Annotated in this window: 10 protein-coding genes and 1 pseudogene; 1 reads left to right on the top strand and 10 read right to left on the bottom strand. The window is 55.7% G+C overall.

What is annotated here, in order from left to right; genetic code table 11:
* Positions 1 to 156 precede the first annotated feature (156 nt).
* From MXB53_RS14570 to MXB53_RS14525, 10 genes are all read right to left on the bottom strand, one after another.
* Positions 157 to 4,503 carry a type IV secretory system conjugative DNA transfer family protein gene (locus MXB53_RS14570; protein WP_248898305.1) on the bottom strand — a complete coding sequence of 1,449 codons (4,347 nt, stop codon included), beginning with the start codon at positions 4,501 to 4,503 and terminating at the stop codon, positions 157 to 159.
* Entirely contained in the window at positions 4,469 to 6,676 is a 2,208-nt protein-coding gene (locus tag MXB53_RS14565) for a VirB4 family type IV secretion system protein (protein WP_248898304.1), read from the bottom strand. Before MXB53_RS14565 ends, MXB53_RS14570 begins: the two co-directional genes overlap by 35 nt.
* Complete coding sequence (locus MXB53_RS14560) at positions 6,669 to 7,790, bottom strand: TraC-like domain-containing protein (protein ID WP_248898303.1); 1,122 nt, start codon at positions 7,788 to 7,790, stop codon at positions 6,669 to 6,671. Before MXB53_RS14560 ends, MXB53_RS14565 begins: the two co-directional genes overlap by 8 nt.
* A gap of 2 nt (positions 7,791 to 7,792) precedes the next feature.
* Positions 7,793 to 8,908, bottom strand: coding sequence for a TrbL/VirB6 family protein (locus MXB53_RS14555; protein WP_248898302.1), 1,116 nt, complete (start codon positions 8,906 to 8,908; stop codon positions 7,793 to 7,795).
* Between the two features lie 2 nt (positions 8,909 to 8,910).
* Positions 8,911 to 9,624 (bottom strand): hypothetical protein, encoded by a 714-nt coding sequence (locus MXB53_RS14550; protein ID WP_248898301.1) that lies wholly within the window; start codon positions 9,622 to 9,624, stop codon positions 8,911 to 8,913.
* A gap of 140 nt (positions 9,625 to 9,764) precedes the next feature.
* The gene (locus tag MXB53_RS14545; RefSeq protein WP_248898300.1) at positions 9,765 to 11,498 is read right to left on the bottom strand and encodes a DUF8186 domain-containing protein; all 1,734 of its coding nucleotides are present in this window, start codon (positions 11,496 to 11,498) and stop codon (positions 9,765 to 9,767) included.
* A gap of 28 nt (positions 11,499 to 11,526) precedes the next feature.
* Complete coding sequence (locus tag MXB53_RS14540) at positions 11,527 to 11,946, bottom strand: DUF7985 family protein (protein WP_248898299.1); 420 nt, start codon at positions 11,944 to 11,946, stop codon at positions 11,527 to 11,529.
* Positions 11,947 to 11,952: 6 nt separating this feature from the next.
* Positions 11,953 to 12,231, bottom strand: a complete 279-nt coding sequence (locus tag MXB53_RS14535; RefSeq protein WP_248898298.1) for a hypothetical protein — start codon at positions 12,229 to 12,231, stop codon at positions 11,953 to 11,955.
* Positions 12,232 to 12,812: 581 nt separating this feature from the next.
* The gene (locus tag MXB53_RS14530; protein ID WP_248898297.1) at positions 12,813 to 14,222 is read right to left on the bottom strand and encodes a flippase; all 1,410 of its coding nucleotides are present in this window, start codon (positions 14,220 to 14,222) and stop codon (positions 12,813 to 12,815) included.
* A gap of 1 nt (position 14,223) precedes the next feature.
* A complete protein-coding gene (locus MXB53_RS14525) occupies positions 14,224 to 15,279 on the bottom strand; it encodes a hypothetical protein (protein ID WP_248898296.1) in 1,056 nt (351 codons plus the stop codon).
* A gap of 251 nt (positions 15,280 to 15,530) precedes the next feature.
* On the opposite strand from MXB53_RS14525, the pseudogene MXB53_RS14520 reads away from it, so the two are divergent.
* A pseudogene (locus tag MXB53_RS14520) lies at positions 15,531 to 15,852 on the top strand (IS701 family transposase); the annotation flags it as partial.
* Position 15,853: the final 1 nt, after the last annotated feature.

Genomic DNA, 15,853 nt, shown 5'->3' with positions numbered 1-15,853 from the left:
TAGCTGTTCCACCCATTGAAGATTTGGGTGGAACATGCCGCAGTCGGGTGATTCCCGACTTGCGAGTCTGGTGGGCTGGAATCATGATTCAGTGTGGGTGGAACAGCCTCCAAGAAGTCGCGAGGGGTATCGGGCATTGGATCGTGTACGTCCATTTCATGACTCAGATTCTTCTTCAGACCGGATGCGGACACCAGTGTAATGCCGGACGGGTTCCCCGTCGATTCGCTTCTTCGTGGAGTCCACCTCGATGTGGGAGTTGAGCTTCCGTGTGAACCAGCTCTTATTCAGCGGGTCGTCGATGCCGTGTGCCTCTGCCCAGTCGGTATAGAGACTGAATACATCGTCTTTCGGCACGGCTTCATCCGGGTCTTGGACGAGATATTCGTCGACGAACGCTTTGAACGACGGTGGTGATGGGTCTTTCTGCTTCTCTTCGACCGGCTCATCTGCCTGGTCGGTCTGACTACGTGGTTCGTCAGCGGCGGCCGATTCGGGCGGTGCGGGACGGAGTGCCCCGTCGGTGATTGCCGAGAGTGGCCGCTTCTCACCATCTTCATACACGACCGATTCCGCCTCATCGTGAAGGATAACGATGCCGTACGTCGAACGTGTGTAGTCTGGTACGGGGAGTTCGGCTTCGGGAACGAATGGCTTCTTGACACGCACCCAATCGTCCTCGAACGCCGATTTCGTCTCGTAGATGTGCTGCTCACCGGGCTCATAAACGACGTACTCGTCGGCAGCGTGATCGTAGCTGTAGATAGCTGGAACACGATCTTTCGAGAGTTTTTCAAGCGACGGGAGGCGGATGTGTTCCGTCCCGCTGGCATCACGAAGGACGATTTCGTCGCCATCACGCTCCCAGATGTTCTGGGTCCCGTTCTCGTCGTCGGTCGCCGGTCGTACGGCTGTCACTCCACCCTCTTCGGTTGCGCCGCCGTTGAACGTGAGATTCGAGTCAGTCGTGTAGAACCGTGTCTCACCGCTCTGTAGCTCTCGAACCGGTGGTGTGAGAATGCCGTCAACGCGCTTGGCCCACTCAGTTTCGTCGTTTCCTGGTCGAACGACAAACAGTGGGATATCCCCTGCTTCTTGGGCTTTCCGGAGATTCGTGAGTACCTTTGCGGGATTCTCGGGTGTCGTCGTTTCGACTTCGATGGCGAATCGGTCGTCAACGTCGGGGTGGCTCGCCCTCGCGTCCGGTTTCTCGCTGCCATCCTGTGCGAGAATCGAGACGGTGAAGCCGAGTGCGGTGAGCTCTTCTTCGATCTGGAGGAGTGCTGCGTCGTGGGCACTCCCACCGGCGGCCTGCACGCTACCAGTATCGGGTGTCGAGACCTCTTCTCCGGCTTCAGTGAGCCGGATGCGGAGCTCGTCGGCGTCGATATCGACGGTCGTATCGAGATATCGTGATCGTTCTCGAATGTCCGCGAGTGCATCATACGATGGCGGCTCGGCGTCGACGTCGTCGAAGAGCCGTCTGAGTTTGTCGTCAACTGCTTCGACAGCCACCCAGCCGTTCTCCTCATGGCAGCCCTCTCGAAGCTGCAGACTCCGAACCACTTTCGCAATCGCGACGTCCAGGTCGTCGCTCGCGATATCGAGGACCTCGTGTCCGTCGGCAGGTGTGCTCGTTGTTGAGGTGTCTGTTGCGGCCGGCACGCCGTGTTCGTCGCTGATGTGCCCGTGCATCGAGGAGAGCGTTTCAGTGAACTGCTCCTCTTCACGCTCAGTGAGCGGGGATTCGCTCTCGGGGTGGCCCGGTGGGATCGGGAGTGGTTCGAGACTGAACGGATACGGCCCCGTTTCACCGAACGTCGGGCTCGGCAGGCTGGCGATCCACTCTCCGCGCGGCAACGAACGAATCCGATTGGCGAAATCCGCGGGGTCCATCTCTTCGTGGGCCATTGCCCGCGCCAGTTCTCGGTCGACGTTGATTTTCCCGATGAGCGAACTGCCGATGTTGTTCAGAGCGTTCAGGTAGATTTTCCGCCCACCTTCGGCCTCCATCTGTTCGGGGAACTGCATCGACAGACCAACAGAGAGGCGAAAGCCCCGCCCCTTCTCGAGGAGATCGTTCATGATGTCGGAGACCACGACCGACGCTGCCTCGTCGACGAGCAAGTTCACGACGTAGTCGTCCGGGTGCTGGGAGAGCGCCTGTTTGCGATCTTTGAGAGCTGCATCGAGATTCGTCAGGATCACACCGGTCATAATCCGGGCGGCGTCGTCGCGGAGGTCGCCGAGGTCGAAGAGGATGACCGTATCCTCATCGAGGACATCCCGAAAGTCGAACTGGTTCTCGGTATTGTTGAAAATCTGCCGCAGGTGCGTATCCTGTGAAATATACGCAAGGCGATTTCCGACACCACCCATCACGTTCGCGAATGTGTTCGAATCTAATTGGAGCTGCCGTCGAATCGTTCGAGTGACTTCCTCGTCGCTCGACCGTGGGGCGTCGCCGATGTTCTCGTTCGGTGGCCCGGCCTCCCAGAGTTGGTCGACGACGTGTTCGAGCTGTCGGTGGGCGAAGTAGTCCGTCGACGCTCGGTATAGCCCGTTCTCACGGCCGTATTCCTCGTCGAACAGTGCCTTGATGAGTGTCTTGATGAGATTCGGGGCTACAGTCGCCCGCTCGTAGCGGTCGGTTCCCATCACGAGCTTCAAAATCTCTTCGTAGTGGTCGGCCTTCCGTTGGACGGCGTCTTCGCGGCGTCGTCCGCTCTCCATCGACGGTTCGAGATCAAAAAACGAGAACCCGGGGAGGACGTCCGGAATCGGGAAGTGGACGACGTTCTCTTCGAGGTCGGTCATTCCGAACCGACGCGCGTGAGCTCGCATATAATTCTGGGCCATATCGTCGTTTTTCGGGATGATGAGGATCGTCGGCCCCTCGGTGTTGTCGTACAGCGACAGCATATCGTTGATGATGGCTTTCGACTTCCCAGAGCCGGTTGTTCCGAACCGGCCGTAATGAGTGGGCAGCAGTCCGGGTGGAATGTGTGTCGGCACGTCTTCGGCCTCGCCGGTGTCGTCGAGGGCATACCCGATTGCCATCCCGTCTCGGAACTCACGCATGAGGTCCTGGTGCGGACGGGGCAGCGGATTCCGACTCTGCTGTTCCGCACGCGTCCCACGTGTCCCCTCGACAGTAAGCTGTTCCGAGGAGGGGACGAGTACGAAGTGCGCGAGCTCTCGGCCACTCAGCACGAACTCGGGTCGGGTCTTCCCACGGCCGGTCGTGATCTCACGATCCAAGAGCCGCTGCAGCGCCGCTCGGGCGTTTCGTTCTTTCGTGGCTGCCCGCAAGCCGCTGTCGCGTACCCGTTCGGCCGCAACCTGGTAGTACGGCCCGTCAAGCGGGTCGAATACCGGGACAAGTGACTGTATCCGCTCATCGAGATCATCGCGACCGTTACCACCGGATGGAATCCCGACTGCTCGGATGTTCGCGGTGAACGACCGCTTCGGATTTTTCGCCTCGATTGCCGCGACACGTTTTGCAACCGCGTCGCTCAGCTGGTTTCTGTCCCGGTTCTCCGGCTGATCGTCAAGTTCGAAGAGGGAGCCAATAATCTCCTGAGCGAGTGTGTCTCGGCCGTCGATGACGTCCTCCTTGCGAAGGTCGGCATCGGACTGCCAGCTCTCGCGTCGCTGGAAGACGACTTGGAACGCTACTGGTGCTGTCGCCTCCATTAGGTGGTCGACGAGCGACGCGAGCGCACCTCCTGGCTGATCGACGGCTGGGAGTTCCGCTTCGTCGTCGGCAGTAAATGGTGAGAGTGAGGTCATCCAGTCCTGCTTCCGAGTCGCCGACCCTTGCCACCGCACGCCGAGGGGGGAGACGGATTCGGTCGCTGGCCGGGCGAGTATCGTCCCCTCCGATGTTACCGTTGGTTTGGCAAGCGTCGTGAGTGGCTCATCCTCGGGAATCGCATCTGGTGGGGCGAGTTCGAGGGCAGTATCGCCGATCTCGATGATGTGGTCGGCAGACTGGTCACCGACCGTTCCTCCATCCGCGACTGATTCGGCGTCCCCTGGCCCCGATTGTTTGTTGTCGTCAGTGCCACGTTCGTATTGCTCGTCAGGGTCGAATTCGTACTGGAGGTCGCCCGCCTCATAGTGCTCGACGAATGTCTCGCGGTCGAATTCGACAGGCTGTACGAGTCGGGATGCGATGTCGACCTCGGTACGCTCGATGTCGAACGTCTCGGGATAGATCGACCGGAGCCGTTTCTCCAGGGTATCCAGATGGTCGTCGGCACCGTAGTAGAATTCGACGGGGTCATCTTTCCCCTCGCTCAGCGCGAGGAATTCGAAGCGTAGCGGTGTGTCGCTATGTAGCGGATTGAGTTTGTCAGCTAGCCCTGTCGAGTCCGTTGAGGTCAGTTTGTGGAGGCTCTCCAGTGCCTGCGGCAGACGCTCCGGATTGAGCCGTTCGGAGGTTGGCGTCACGCGAAGGTACTCACGCATCGTCGTCACCTCCCGTTTCACCGCCATCAGTCTCTGTTGGCGTCCGCTCAGGTGTGTGTTGTCCGTTGTCGGTCGCTCGGCTTTCAATATCGTCTTGGAACGCCTGCACCTCCGCGTCCACAGCATTCTCGCCAGTACCCGGGAGTGAATCTCGCCGTTGCTCGGTTGGCTCGAAGTCGATGACCTGCTTCTCCTTGGGCATCGCTTTGACCTGGATCCCACGCCACTCGCCGTCGACGCCCACTAGGGCCTCGGAGAAGCCGGCGTCCTCGTTGCCAGGAACGGCGTCCTGAACGAACCGCATCTGCGCGTAGTTCAGCCCGAACTCGTCGGCCCACTCCTTGTCCATCCCATCGAGGCGGTGGAACTGCTTGACTGCACACTGGTCCAAGATCGCCTCGGATTCGGCGTGCTCGAAGAACTCGTCGACGGTCTGCGTGACCAGCCGGATCGAGAGGTCGTGGTGACGGTGGTGGCGGAACACCGTCTCGAGGAACGCTAGGCTCGCGGCGTCCTGCATGATGTAGCGCGCCTCGTCGATGTAGAACACGACCTCCTTCTCCGAGACTTTCGCTCGCTCGTAGACCAGCGAGATGAGCAGCTGCATCGTCAGCGCCGTGCTGCTGTCGACGCTGCCCTCCTGCTGGGCGAGGTCGAGGTAGATGACCTTCTCGTCCCGAATGTCGAAGTCTGACTCCTGGCCGAGGTTCGCGTGGCGTCCGTCGTCCTCGAAGGGGCGCAGCTGATCGAGCAACCACGTCGCATCCTCCTTGATCTTCCCTGCCTCTTCGTCGGACCGGACGACGAACTCCTCGGGGTCGTCGACCATATCCTCGAATACGTCCATCATGTCACGGATGGTCGGACTCGGATTGTCGTGCGTCGAGATGTCGTCGGTGATGCCCTGACGCTTGTAGGCACGTTTGAGGGCGAGTTCGAGCGTCGTCCGCCGGTCGCCCAGTGAGATACCACGAAGGGCGAAGAAGTTCGTGAGGAAGCTCATCGCGTCGTCGAGCTTCTCGTTGAACGGGCTGGCGTCCTCGCCCATCGCTCGCTGGACGTGCTCGGGCGTCTCTCGAATCTCCAGGGGATTGAGGCCGAGCGTCCCGCCGACCGTGATCCGTTTGGCATCGAGGGCTTCGGCGACGCCGGCCCAGTTGTTCAATGGCTCAAGGATGATACCGATTCGGTCCTTGCTCTGCTCGATAGAGCGGATGAAGTTCTGCTTGGAACTGAACGACTTCCCCGAGCCCGTGTCGCCGACGGTGAACATCGCGTACCCGTTATCTCGGGCAAACGGATCGATGACCACCGGGCTCTGGTTGTCCTTGTGGATCCCGAACTCGACGCCGCCCTCCTCAAGGATCGTCGCGTTGTGCGGCGAGGAGAGTAACGCGCCGACAGCCCCGCCCAAGGCGATCGATGTCCGGCCGAACTCGTTGTCGCCGATGGGTGCGGCGGACTGGAGGGCGAGGTCCTGCCGGCAGATGGCAGTCTTCGGCGTGAGGTTCGCCGGGTCGTCGCGGAGCGCACTCTTGACCGTCTGGACAGCGTCTCTGAGCCCGTCTTTCTCGTCGGCCCGGACGGTGATGAACATCCCCTGGTCGAAGACGTTCGCGCCGTTCTCGACGGCCTTGTACGTCGCTGCGGCCTCGTTGGCGCGCTCTTGGAGATAGGCGCTCCGGATACTCTGTTCGAGGTCAGCATCGACCTGGAGGTCGTCAGCGATGTCCTGTAGTTCGTTCCGGGCTCGCTCCTGATTTTTCGGCGTGATGTGGGCCGTCAGATCGAACTGGACGTCGGTCATCTCGAAGAGGTCGCTCAGATACCCGTCGTTGGGATAGTCGGCATAGTTAGCGATGTACAGCGTCGTCGTCCACTGCTCGCCGACCCGTGCGGCTCGCGTTTCCCACTCGACAGCTCCGGGCGCGGTGACGGTTTTGTGCGACTCGGAGATGTCGTCGAGGAGCTTGCGTTCGGCCTCGCCTTCTTCGAGTGTCTCCTCGTCGAGGACATCGGTGAAGTCCACGTCTGGTTCATCATCCGCAGTGAAGCGGTCCCAGAGGTACTTACTGCCGGCGCCAAGGCCGAGACCCACTACAAGGGCAGGTACTGCACTCTCTGCTGGCGTCAGATTCTGGAGCCACCCGGCGACGGAGCCAAGCGCGCCACCACCAGTCTGGAGGATCACGTTACGCATCGTGTGGGTCCTCCCGGCGCGAGTGGCCGATGATCGATTGGTCGCGAACGGTACGCTCCGCCTCGTCGTAGTCGTGTTCGCGGCCGTTCCAGAAGTCCATATTCAGGACGAACAGCTCGACCGTGCTGAGCCGGCGTGCGGACCAGCCAGACGCCTGCTGGATGAACTCCGACCGTACGTCGTTGACTCGGCTATCCAGTTTCTCGAACATCTGTGCGCGGCGCTCGACGTCGGTGAGGTCCTCGCGGCGGGTGACAAACGGGTTGAACAGGAACCCGATGACCGGGAACTGTGTCAGCTTCTCGGCGGGGGTGCCCTCGTCACGGAAGCGGTCGTACACTTCTATCGGACTGACTTCAACGCCGATGTAGTACCGGACCTGCTGAATACCCCGGTCACGCATCTCCTTCGGCCGTGTCTCTCGGTACTCTTCGAGGAGTTCCCGGAAAATCGGGTTCTCCGTGACGTCTTCGTCAGTGAGTCGATCCTCAATGGTCTCAGTGATCTGCTCCACTGGAAATGAACGGGTTGTGGCGTGGAGTTTGAGCTTCGAGTCCAGCTCTTTGTTGGCGAACTCTTCGCCAGCGTCCTGGAGCTGTGCCCAGTCGTCGGACATCGCGAAATCCATGTTGGCCGGATCGATCTCGATGAACGCCTCCATCGCGCCGTCTTCACGCTGGATAGCACCAGCGCCCGGCCACGCTCGCTTGATGTTGGTGAGATCCTGCGTTCGCTCGTCCGGCTTGAACGGCGTGTAGTTCGCGAGTCCCCCCTCGTTGCGCTCTGATTCGTTGGTACTCGTGTTGGCGTCGGCGGGCGCACTGAACGTGACCTGAGGTCGCTTGAGATACCGATAGACATCTTTCGTCCACGTCCAAGCGTTCAGGTGGGTTGGTGAGACGTAAATGACGGCGACGCCAAAGCCAAGCCCGCCAGCAACGAACGGGAGGGCCAGTGATTCGATCCCGGTGAGGCCCGCGATAAACAGCCCAATAATGGGGAAGGCGATGAGCATACCGACGTCTCCTTCCTCAATATTGAGATACGGGATGCGACTCTCCTCGCCGAACTGATCCATGATGCGCCGTGCGGCCGCGTCTTCGTCTGTTGACATTGTTAGTGGATACCGCGGTCAAAGTCCATACCGTGGTCGTCACTCTCCGATTCCGCTGTCGCTCCACCAGGGTCATTCTCTGTTCGACGGTACGATGGCGTCCCGCCATCGTTTCCGCCATGCCCACCGCGGGCAGCCGCCTTTTGCGCGACGGCGTGGCCAGCGGCGGCCTTCGGCCCCCACCGAGCGGCAGTCGTCGCGACGCCGGATCCGGCAAGGTACCCACCGGCGGCGACACCGCCAACGAGTGCTGCGCCTTTCGTCGCACCGCCAAGAACCTTCGCCGTCAGCGGGGTCGCGTACTTGAACGTCTTCCAGGTTAGGTAGAGTGCGATCAGCGGAAGCGAAGCCGCGACTAGATACCGCAAAAACGGACTACTCGGAGCAATGGCGTTCTGAGAGTACAGCAAGTCGTATCCTTTGAACACCACCGCTGCAGGCAGAGGCAGGACCGCTAACGGGACGAATTTCTTACTGAACCCCATCGCGATATCCGAGAGCACGGGAATGTTTCCGTAGGCCAGCGCGAACGCAATCGGCATTCCATACACGTAGACGTAGAGCAAGACTTCGCGAATGTAGTAGAGTGCCTCCAAAGCCCACATTGAGAGTCCTCCAATCAGTGCGAATACGAGTGAAAGCCCAGGGTTTGTGATTGAGACTTCGAGCAAGTTGAGCATCGCATCGCCCAACGAACCCAGACTCGGCATCAGGGCGATAGTGAACCCGTCCACTATGTAGAGTCCAAGAATACTGACCCAGTACCAGCTGATAATCAGAAACGCGCCGACCCAAGCTGTTTTCTTGGTGCGCCTGGCCTCGTATGCACTTCCAATATTGAATATACGGATCGTGTGACGCCCCTGAACGCACATCACGAGGAGAAGCAGCGAGATCAACATGATCTCTCCACCGACAAGCGCGTCCTGAATTGACGGCCAAGGAGCATTGCTGGGCTCTCCGAAGACGAATGCACCATCCGTCTCCGGCGTTGGTGTCCCGAACATCTCCTCGGTGAGGGTCTCATAGCCGGAACGCAGGCCATCCATGAAGAGGCCGACAATCCAATCGACGACCTCTTTGAATCCCTCAAGGACGACGTCGATTAGATCAACCATGGTTAAGCCTCACTGATGGAAATTTCGCAGTTATCGGGTTCTTGGGACGCTGAATATTGGATACGGTACGTTTTGGTGACTCGGTCCCCGCCAACTCGCGTCTCGAGTATTAGTTCAAACTCACCGGTCTTCGATTCCTCCGAACAGGACGTGCCTGCCCCAGGAACGAAGGCGAACGGCGAGCGTGAACTATAGAGCGTAATTTGTTCCCCGGGCGCGATAATGACCTGCTCGACCTCGGAGTCGGATTCCGGGTCGTAAATCCCGCTTACGTCTTCATCATCGACATAGTTCGTCCCCTCATCGTCGGACGGATAGGGGACATCACCGATGAAGAGCAATTTTGTAACTGCATCGGGGCCAGTTCCCTGGTTTTCGAGGGTGACGAAGGCCTCCTCTTCGGTTTCGCTTTCTGGTCCATCCCACATCTCTTCAGGCTGGTTTCTACCGATGCCCATCTCGATGATCCCGAGGTTTGGCTGGACAGAATGCGAGCTTTCACCGACTGTTTCCTCACCGCTGAGGGCTACTATTTCGTACTCGCCAGGAGCGTACGCTGTGCCGAGGTCAAATGAGACTTGTTGGGAACCTGCAGCGACCTCCCGCTGTCCGAACAGTTCGCCGTCCGGTTGGATGAGGTTGATCTGATCGAACTCCGAGTCCGAATCGAACTGGACGATGAGTTCTGTTCCTTCGACAGTCACCTGCCGGAACATGCCAGATCCGCCTTCTGGACTTGAACTACCGTTAGGGCCGGTGCTTCCGTTGCTATCCATACAACCGGCCACGCTCACGAGGGCGGCGCTGGCGATTGTTCGGAGGGCGGTCCGTCTACTGAGGTGGGGATTGTCCTGAGTCATGGTTTCTGTTTGAAGATGTCTTCTGGGCCGAGCATCCGCAGGAGGCGCTTGCCAGCGTAGAACATCACGAAGAACGGCAGGAGCTGCCAGCCGACCTCGAACACCAGTGCAAACCAGCCGTCGATCGTCCCGAGTGGATGCCACCGGGCCGTCGCGGTATCACTCACGTACGCCGGGTCGTGACCGAGCCACGAGCCAGGGTGGTACCGAGCCGTGTAGATGCCCGGTTCGTCGATGGTCACGATCGCCACCCCGGAGGCGTTGGTCTCGACGCGCTGATCCGCGACCGTGATGTACCCGTTTCGGGTGGTGCCGCTGATTGGGTATTGCCGGCTATCGTCGAGCGCGATCGGCGCACCAGTTTGATTGTCCCGCAGTTCGACCCTGAGCGTCGCTTGCGACTGATTCTGCTGGAGAACTTCGACAGTGAGATTGCTGCGGCGGAGCTGCCGCTCGGAGCCGGCGGCCGGCTCGACGATTGACGCATTCACGCCCCGGACGATGCCCGCAACGTGCAGCGCCTCTCGGTCGACGTTCTCGGCTCGAACGGCGACGCCGTACGTCGTCGTGTACGACTGGTTGACGATGTCGATGTTGATGTTCTCACCAATGGTCCCGACCGGAGACTGACGGTCAGTCCCCCAGGTCTCGATGAGTTCCGGCCCGTCTCGAACCGGCTCGGCACGCGGCCCGATCCGCGAGGGATAGGCGTGGACGTACACCGGAATCGCGTCTGACTGGACGGTAGCACTATCTGTGCGATTCGACCGGACGAGCGTGTCCCAGTTGGTGTTCCGAGCCGTGTAGAATCGCCAGATGCCACGGACTCGTGTCTCACCGTCCTCCGTGAGCGTGTACCCCTGCCACGGCCGCGACTGGAAGATGGCCACGCCGGCATCGCCGTTTGGATACTCGGCGTAGTAGGGGGACGCCGAGAGGTCGTAGATCTCGACGGCGATCGAATCGGAGACGTTCCGTGTTTCCGTCCGATAGGTGACGTCGACGTCCGTCCGGTCACCCAGGTCGGTCCTGACGGTCTTCTTCAGCCGGACGCTAATCTCCGCTTGAAGCGTGAGATTCGCACTCCAGTCGTCCTCGATCTGGTAGTCGAGGGCTGGCGTATGTGATCCACCACTCTCGACGATGGTCTCACCGTCCTTCTTCAACCGGACTTCTTCGATCTCGTGCTCCGTGAGCGACCACGAGATCGTCGTGTTGCCGGAGGAACTCCCGTTGGGCACGCGAACGCGGTAATCAACGAACCCGCGCATCGACCCATTCGGCGCGATGTAGAGTGGGGTTTCACCGGACTCGAGGTGGCCACGAGTAGAGGGCTGGACCGCGAAGATCGTCGCGTGAGCATCCTCGATGAAGACGCCGTCCTCGAGGTCCGCGTACGGTGGATGTACGGACGTATCTGGGCCGCCGGCGTCAAGGTCCTCAAAGTCGTTCCGCGTCCACGTCGCCGCAGTCGCCGGCGGTCGTTTGAACGTGATATCCGTCCCGTTTGCTACTTGGTGGACAGCGGAGCGGTCCTCGCCGTAGCGCTGGCGGTACTCCTCCTGGCTGATGTAGTTGTCCGCATCACGTGACCACAGCGTTGCCGACTCGTTCTCTGTGAGCCCGTTCCCCTCCGTGCCTGGTCGCGGTGGGTCAGCGGCGACGATACCCGTGACTAGGCTCGTCGCGAGCAAGCCGGCCATGAGCACGGAGAGCTCTCGATGGTTCATAGGGCTCGCAACGGGGACTGTAGGGTAGTTACCAGGGGACGAGGTCGACGCACTGCGCCAGCGGGAGACCCATCATCGACCCGGCAACCGTATAGAGCGGGCCGAGCACGACGAGGACGACCGCGGACTTCATCGCCGACCGCTTGTGGCGCTTGAGGCCCTTCTTCTGCTCGGGATTGAGGGTGAACATCTCGATGAGGGAGTCAGCCTGCCAGACGATGGCGAGGCCGACGATCCCCAGCGCCGTTGTCAGCTGGAAGAACCCCTCAATCATGCTCGGGAGGTTGTCTGCGCTACAGACCGCGTTACTCTGGGCGGCGACCGGCTGGACAGCGAACAGGCTCAGGAGGACGACGGTGAGCGCTGCCTGCCGAGTGATCTTCCCGGTCAGCGGTGACTGGTTTTCGACGCTACGCTCAGGGTCGGAGGGAGTCTGGTCCTGTGCCATAGCGGGTTACTCTTGGGCGGCATCTTCGGGGACTGACTGATTTTGCTGGTCTTCGACGAGTGCTTGGAGATCGCCGAAACGGTTCGTGTTCTCTGCGATTTCGTCGAGTGTATAGCCCTGCTCGCGGGCCCGTTCGAGGAGGTCCCGGAGTTCGTCAGGGTCGACATCCCGGACATTCATTTCCTCGCGCAGGGCACGGCGATAGAGGGCGGAAGCATTGATGTGGTCGTTCCACATCAGGTATAACTCATCGATCTCTTCGATGGTGACTGACCTCGTAATCATACATGCGGGGATGGGCATACACCGGCTGAGTCCCGGTGCATATCGGCGCGATAGCGCGATGAGTGGTATATGTCTTCTGGCTACCAATCATCAAAATAATGTGATTGAATCAACTGAATTCCTTGGTCTTCATACAGAGATATTAACCAACATATCGGGATGAGATTGAAGTCTTGTTGGTTAATGATAACGGATACTCCAAGTTCCTCCTCGGTGACGCGGTGGATAGCTTCAGTCCGAGCTTCGCTATTCAGTATCGTTCCACCGGATACGAACCATTCTCCTTCGACAGCAATTAGTACCACCAAACAAAAAACCGAAACCGGCGAACACCGGTCGACAGCTACTCGCTGCCGAACATCTAGCGCGACATCAGAAGTACGGGGTACCCATCGGGTAGTCCAATTTGCAGGAGGGACTTTCGATGCTGGCCGACGAGGAAACCGGCCGGTAGAATTCACTGACGCACATCGTCCAGTAATCTGTCGAGAACGCACAACTACGAATCGGTTTTCGAGAAGAATTAGATCCCGACATCCCCAGCCAGAAAACCCAACTAGTTAATGTCAACCTGGCCGTAATCAAAGCTCGGCAATAAATCTGAGGACTACCTCTCTTGTGCTCTCCCTCAGAAGGATTATAAGCATATATGTAGCTGACCCAATAAATACCACCACTACTAGTGAGAGGATGCCCTTGATTGGCAGAACAATTGTGGATACATAAACGCACACCCCCATTCCAGAAGTTGCTAATGCAATCCAAAGGATGTCTACAATAGGATATTCAATGTTAATAATTGAAGTTAAATATTTATGTACAAGTAAAGTGTTTATTGTAAAGGATATTAGCGTTGCGAATGCTGCACCAATTATTCCTATATAATATACGAATATTATATTCAAAATAATATTTGATATAACACTGGTTATTTTAGCCCTCGCGGCTAGATCTGGGCGATCTAGCCCATGTAATGCTCTCGAATATACGATATAAAAACTATAAAGAACTTTCTGACAACAGAGAATTACTAATACCAGACTAGCGAAAGTGTATTCTTCACCAAAAAGAAATTTGAGAATATCTTCAGATAGTAAAAAAACACCGGCGAACCCAGGAACAGTAAGTAAAAGTGATTGTACATGACTATCCTTAAGAAGCTGAGTGATTTTCTCATATTGATTTTTAGAATCAAGATAGCTGACACGGGGGAATATAGCAGTACCAACAGCACCCGACAATAATGTAAGAATCATACTTGCTCTCCAAGCAACTTCGTAACCACCAACTTCCAACGAGGTGAGAAAAACACCTATTATCAATACATCAGTCCAATTATGTAGGTACCAATTTAAATCAGATATAAAATTAAATTTTGAGTAATCTATGATAGAATATATTTGACCCATATTTGGAAGTGATGGGTTTATCTCAATCCTATACCCGTTCCAGATCCCCATTGCAAATAAACCTAAGAGTGCAGAATAGACCAATCCTCGATAATTGAATCCCATATTTATTAGTATATATCCTACAACTACCCAGATCGCATAGCGGAAAAATTGTGGAGTCGCTGTATCACCCACCCTCCCCTGTCCTCTAAGTATCGCTTCAGGTAGATGAGCAAACTCAAGTAAAAATACACCTATAATAACCAGATAGAATATATTTGCATCCAGATAACCTTCTATCTCGGATTTGAAGCCATATAAGGTTATAATCACCGGCAGAATAATCAAAATCTTTAGTAATATTCCTAATATAAGATAACCTTCCCCATTACTACTCTCACTAATTCGTTTTTCAAGTGCTCCCCGAACGCCTAAATCACTAATCACAGATACGATTCCGATGAAAGCCATATATAGAAAATATTTCCCTAAGTTATTGGGGCCTAGTTCTCTCGCAAATATGGCTGTCCCAAGAAAAACTAAGATTGATTTCCCACCATTTGACAAAAATAATTTAAATATGGATTTCTGAGTCCCCATCTTAATATTCAATTTCACTGACGATATCTTTTTTGAATTCTTCACCCCAATATTCCTCTGGCTTTATCAATAACTTTCTTATTTTAGCCTTCTTTGAGAAATTTGAAAATATGTTTTCTTCTTTTTCTTTTAATAGTTCTAATTCTTTCTCTTTAGAAGCTCTATTTGGGAAAAGAATGTCGTGCGCTAATCCAACTTCTTGTAAGTATGAGTTCCATTCCACATGATTGATCCCAGTAAGTGCCCTAATCAATTCTCCTGATTCAATTGGTGTCTTCGACGGAACATCTGTGTTTTCAGAACTCTGAAGCATAATCACTTCATCAACACTATCCTTTTCGACTAAATATGAATCAGGGAATAGTGAGAGTGGGTCAACCCAATCCTCCTCACCGATCATCACATTATTAAAAATGTCAATCCCCTTAGAAACTTTGTTTGAATATTTACTTGTTATACTTCCAATCCACATTTTGAGTTTAACTCTTGACTTACTTACAGAATTTTTCTTCCTTATATCATCAAATGAATTGTAATTATAGGAAAATAGATGGATGTTGGTTGGGAAAGCATAGATTTCACCTCCTTCAGATATAAATACTCTATCGTCACCCAGATAATCTGCGCCGTTTTGCATTAGCGTTAGCATAACATTTGTTTTCCCTGTATGGCGCCAAGCAGGGAATAAATACGTGTTACCTTCATAATTTACTGCTGATCCGTGGACCATAGCCATTCCATTCTCGGCTAATTTCTTCCTGAGCTCCCCTTCAATTATAGTTCTGATACGCCCTAGGGGGTTTTTTGTGGAATGGATTGTACTCCAATCTTCATCAAATATGACTTGTTGATTTCTATCTACAATTGCGAATTCATTCCTGACCCGCCCATAACGCTCTCTAGGCCCACCCAAAACGTTGTTCAGTGTTTTAACCGAGTCGATATCAGATAATATATTTAAGTCAGAATTAGTACCAGAGGCTTTAGAGGATGTTTTGAAATAATCGTGGTGGTTATTGAGCACGGAAAGAATATTCTCCGAGTCGGATGCATTCACGGAGAACTCGTCATAAAAGTCATAACTTGGCATATCCGTGATTCAATTTTCTAGCTACTTGTTCTCGTCGCTTTTGCGTAGGTTATTGTCAACACTCAATGAATATTACTTCCCGGACGGGTCCATACAGCGGTCTCTGAAAACCCTGCCATAGGCATTTTCTGTATGATTCTACGCCGATCTTCCTTCTTACTAAAGACTTATATTTACACGTTGTAGTAGGAGTAGAACGTAGGCGATAGCAGGAACAGATGATGCCGATTACGGACTTCTTGTCATACATGCACGTGTTCGATGAGGTTGAGTCGCTGTCACCAGCACAGCGTCATCATACCAAAACCTATGCCACAGGTCTGGTTGCGGCCAGCAATAAGACCGTGGCAGGCATCGTACGCGAAGTCCTTCCAGTAAGGGCAAACGCGCCCTCAACAAGTTCCTCACCGAATACGACTGGGACGAACAGCAATTCAACCATGAACGGCTGAGGAACTCCAAAAACACGGTAAAACACGCTGGTCACAGGATGGCTACATCATTCTCGACGATATGATCACCGAGAAAGCCGGGGACGACA

Origin of the sequence: Haloplanus sp. XH21, assembly GCF_023276355.1 — an archaeon.
GTDB lineage: Archaea > Halobacteriota > Halobacteria > Halobacteriales > Haloferacaceae > Haloplanus > Haloplanus halobius.
This window is presented reverse-complemented; position numbering and strand designations above follow the sequence as displayed.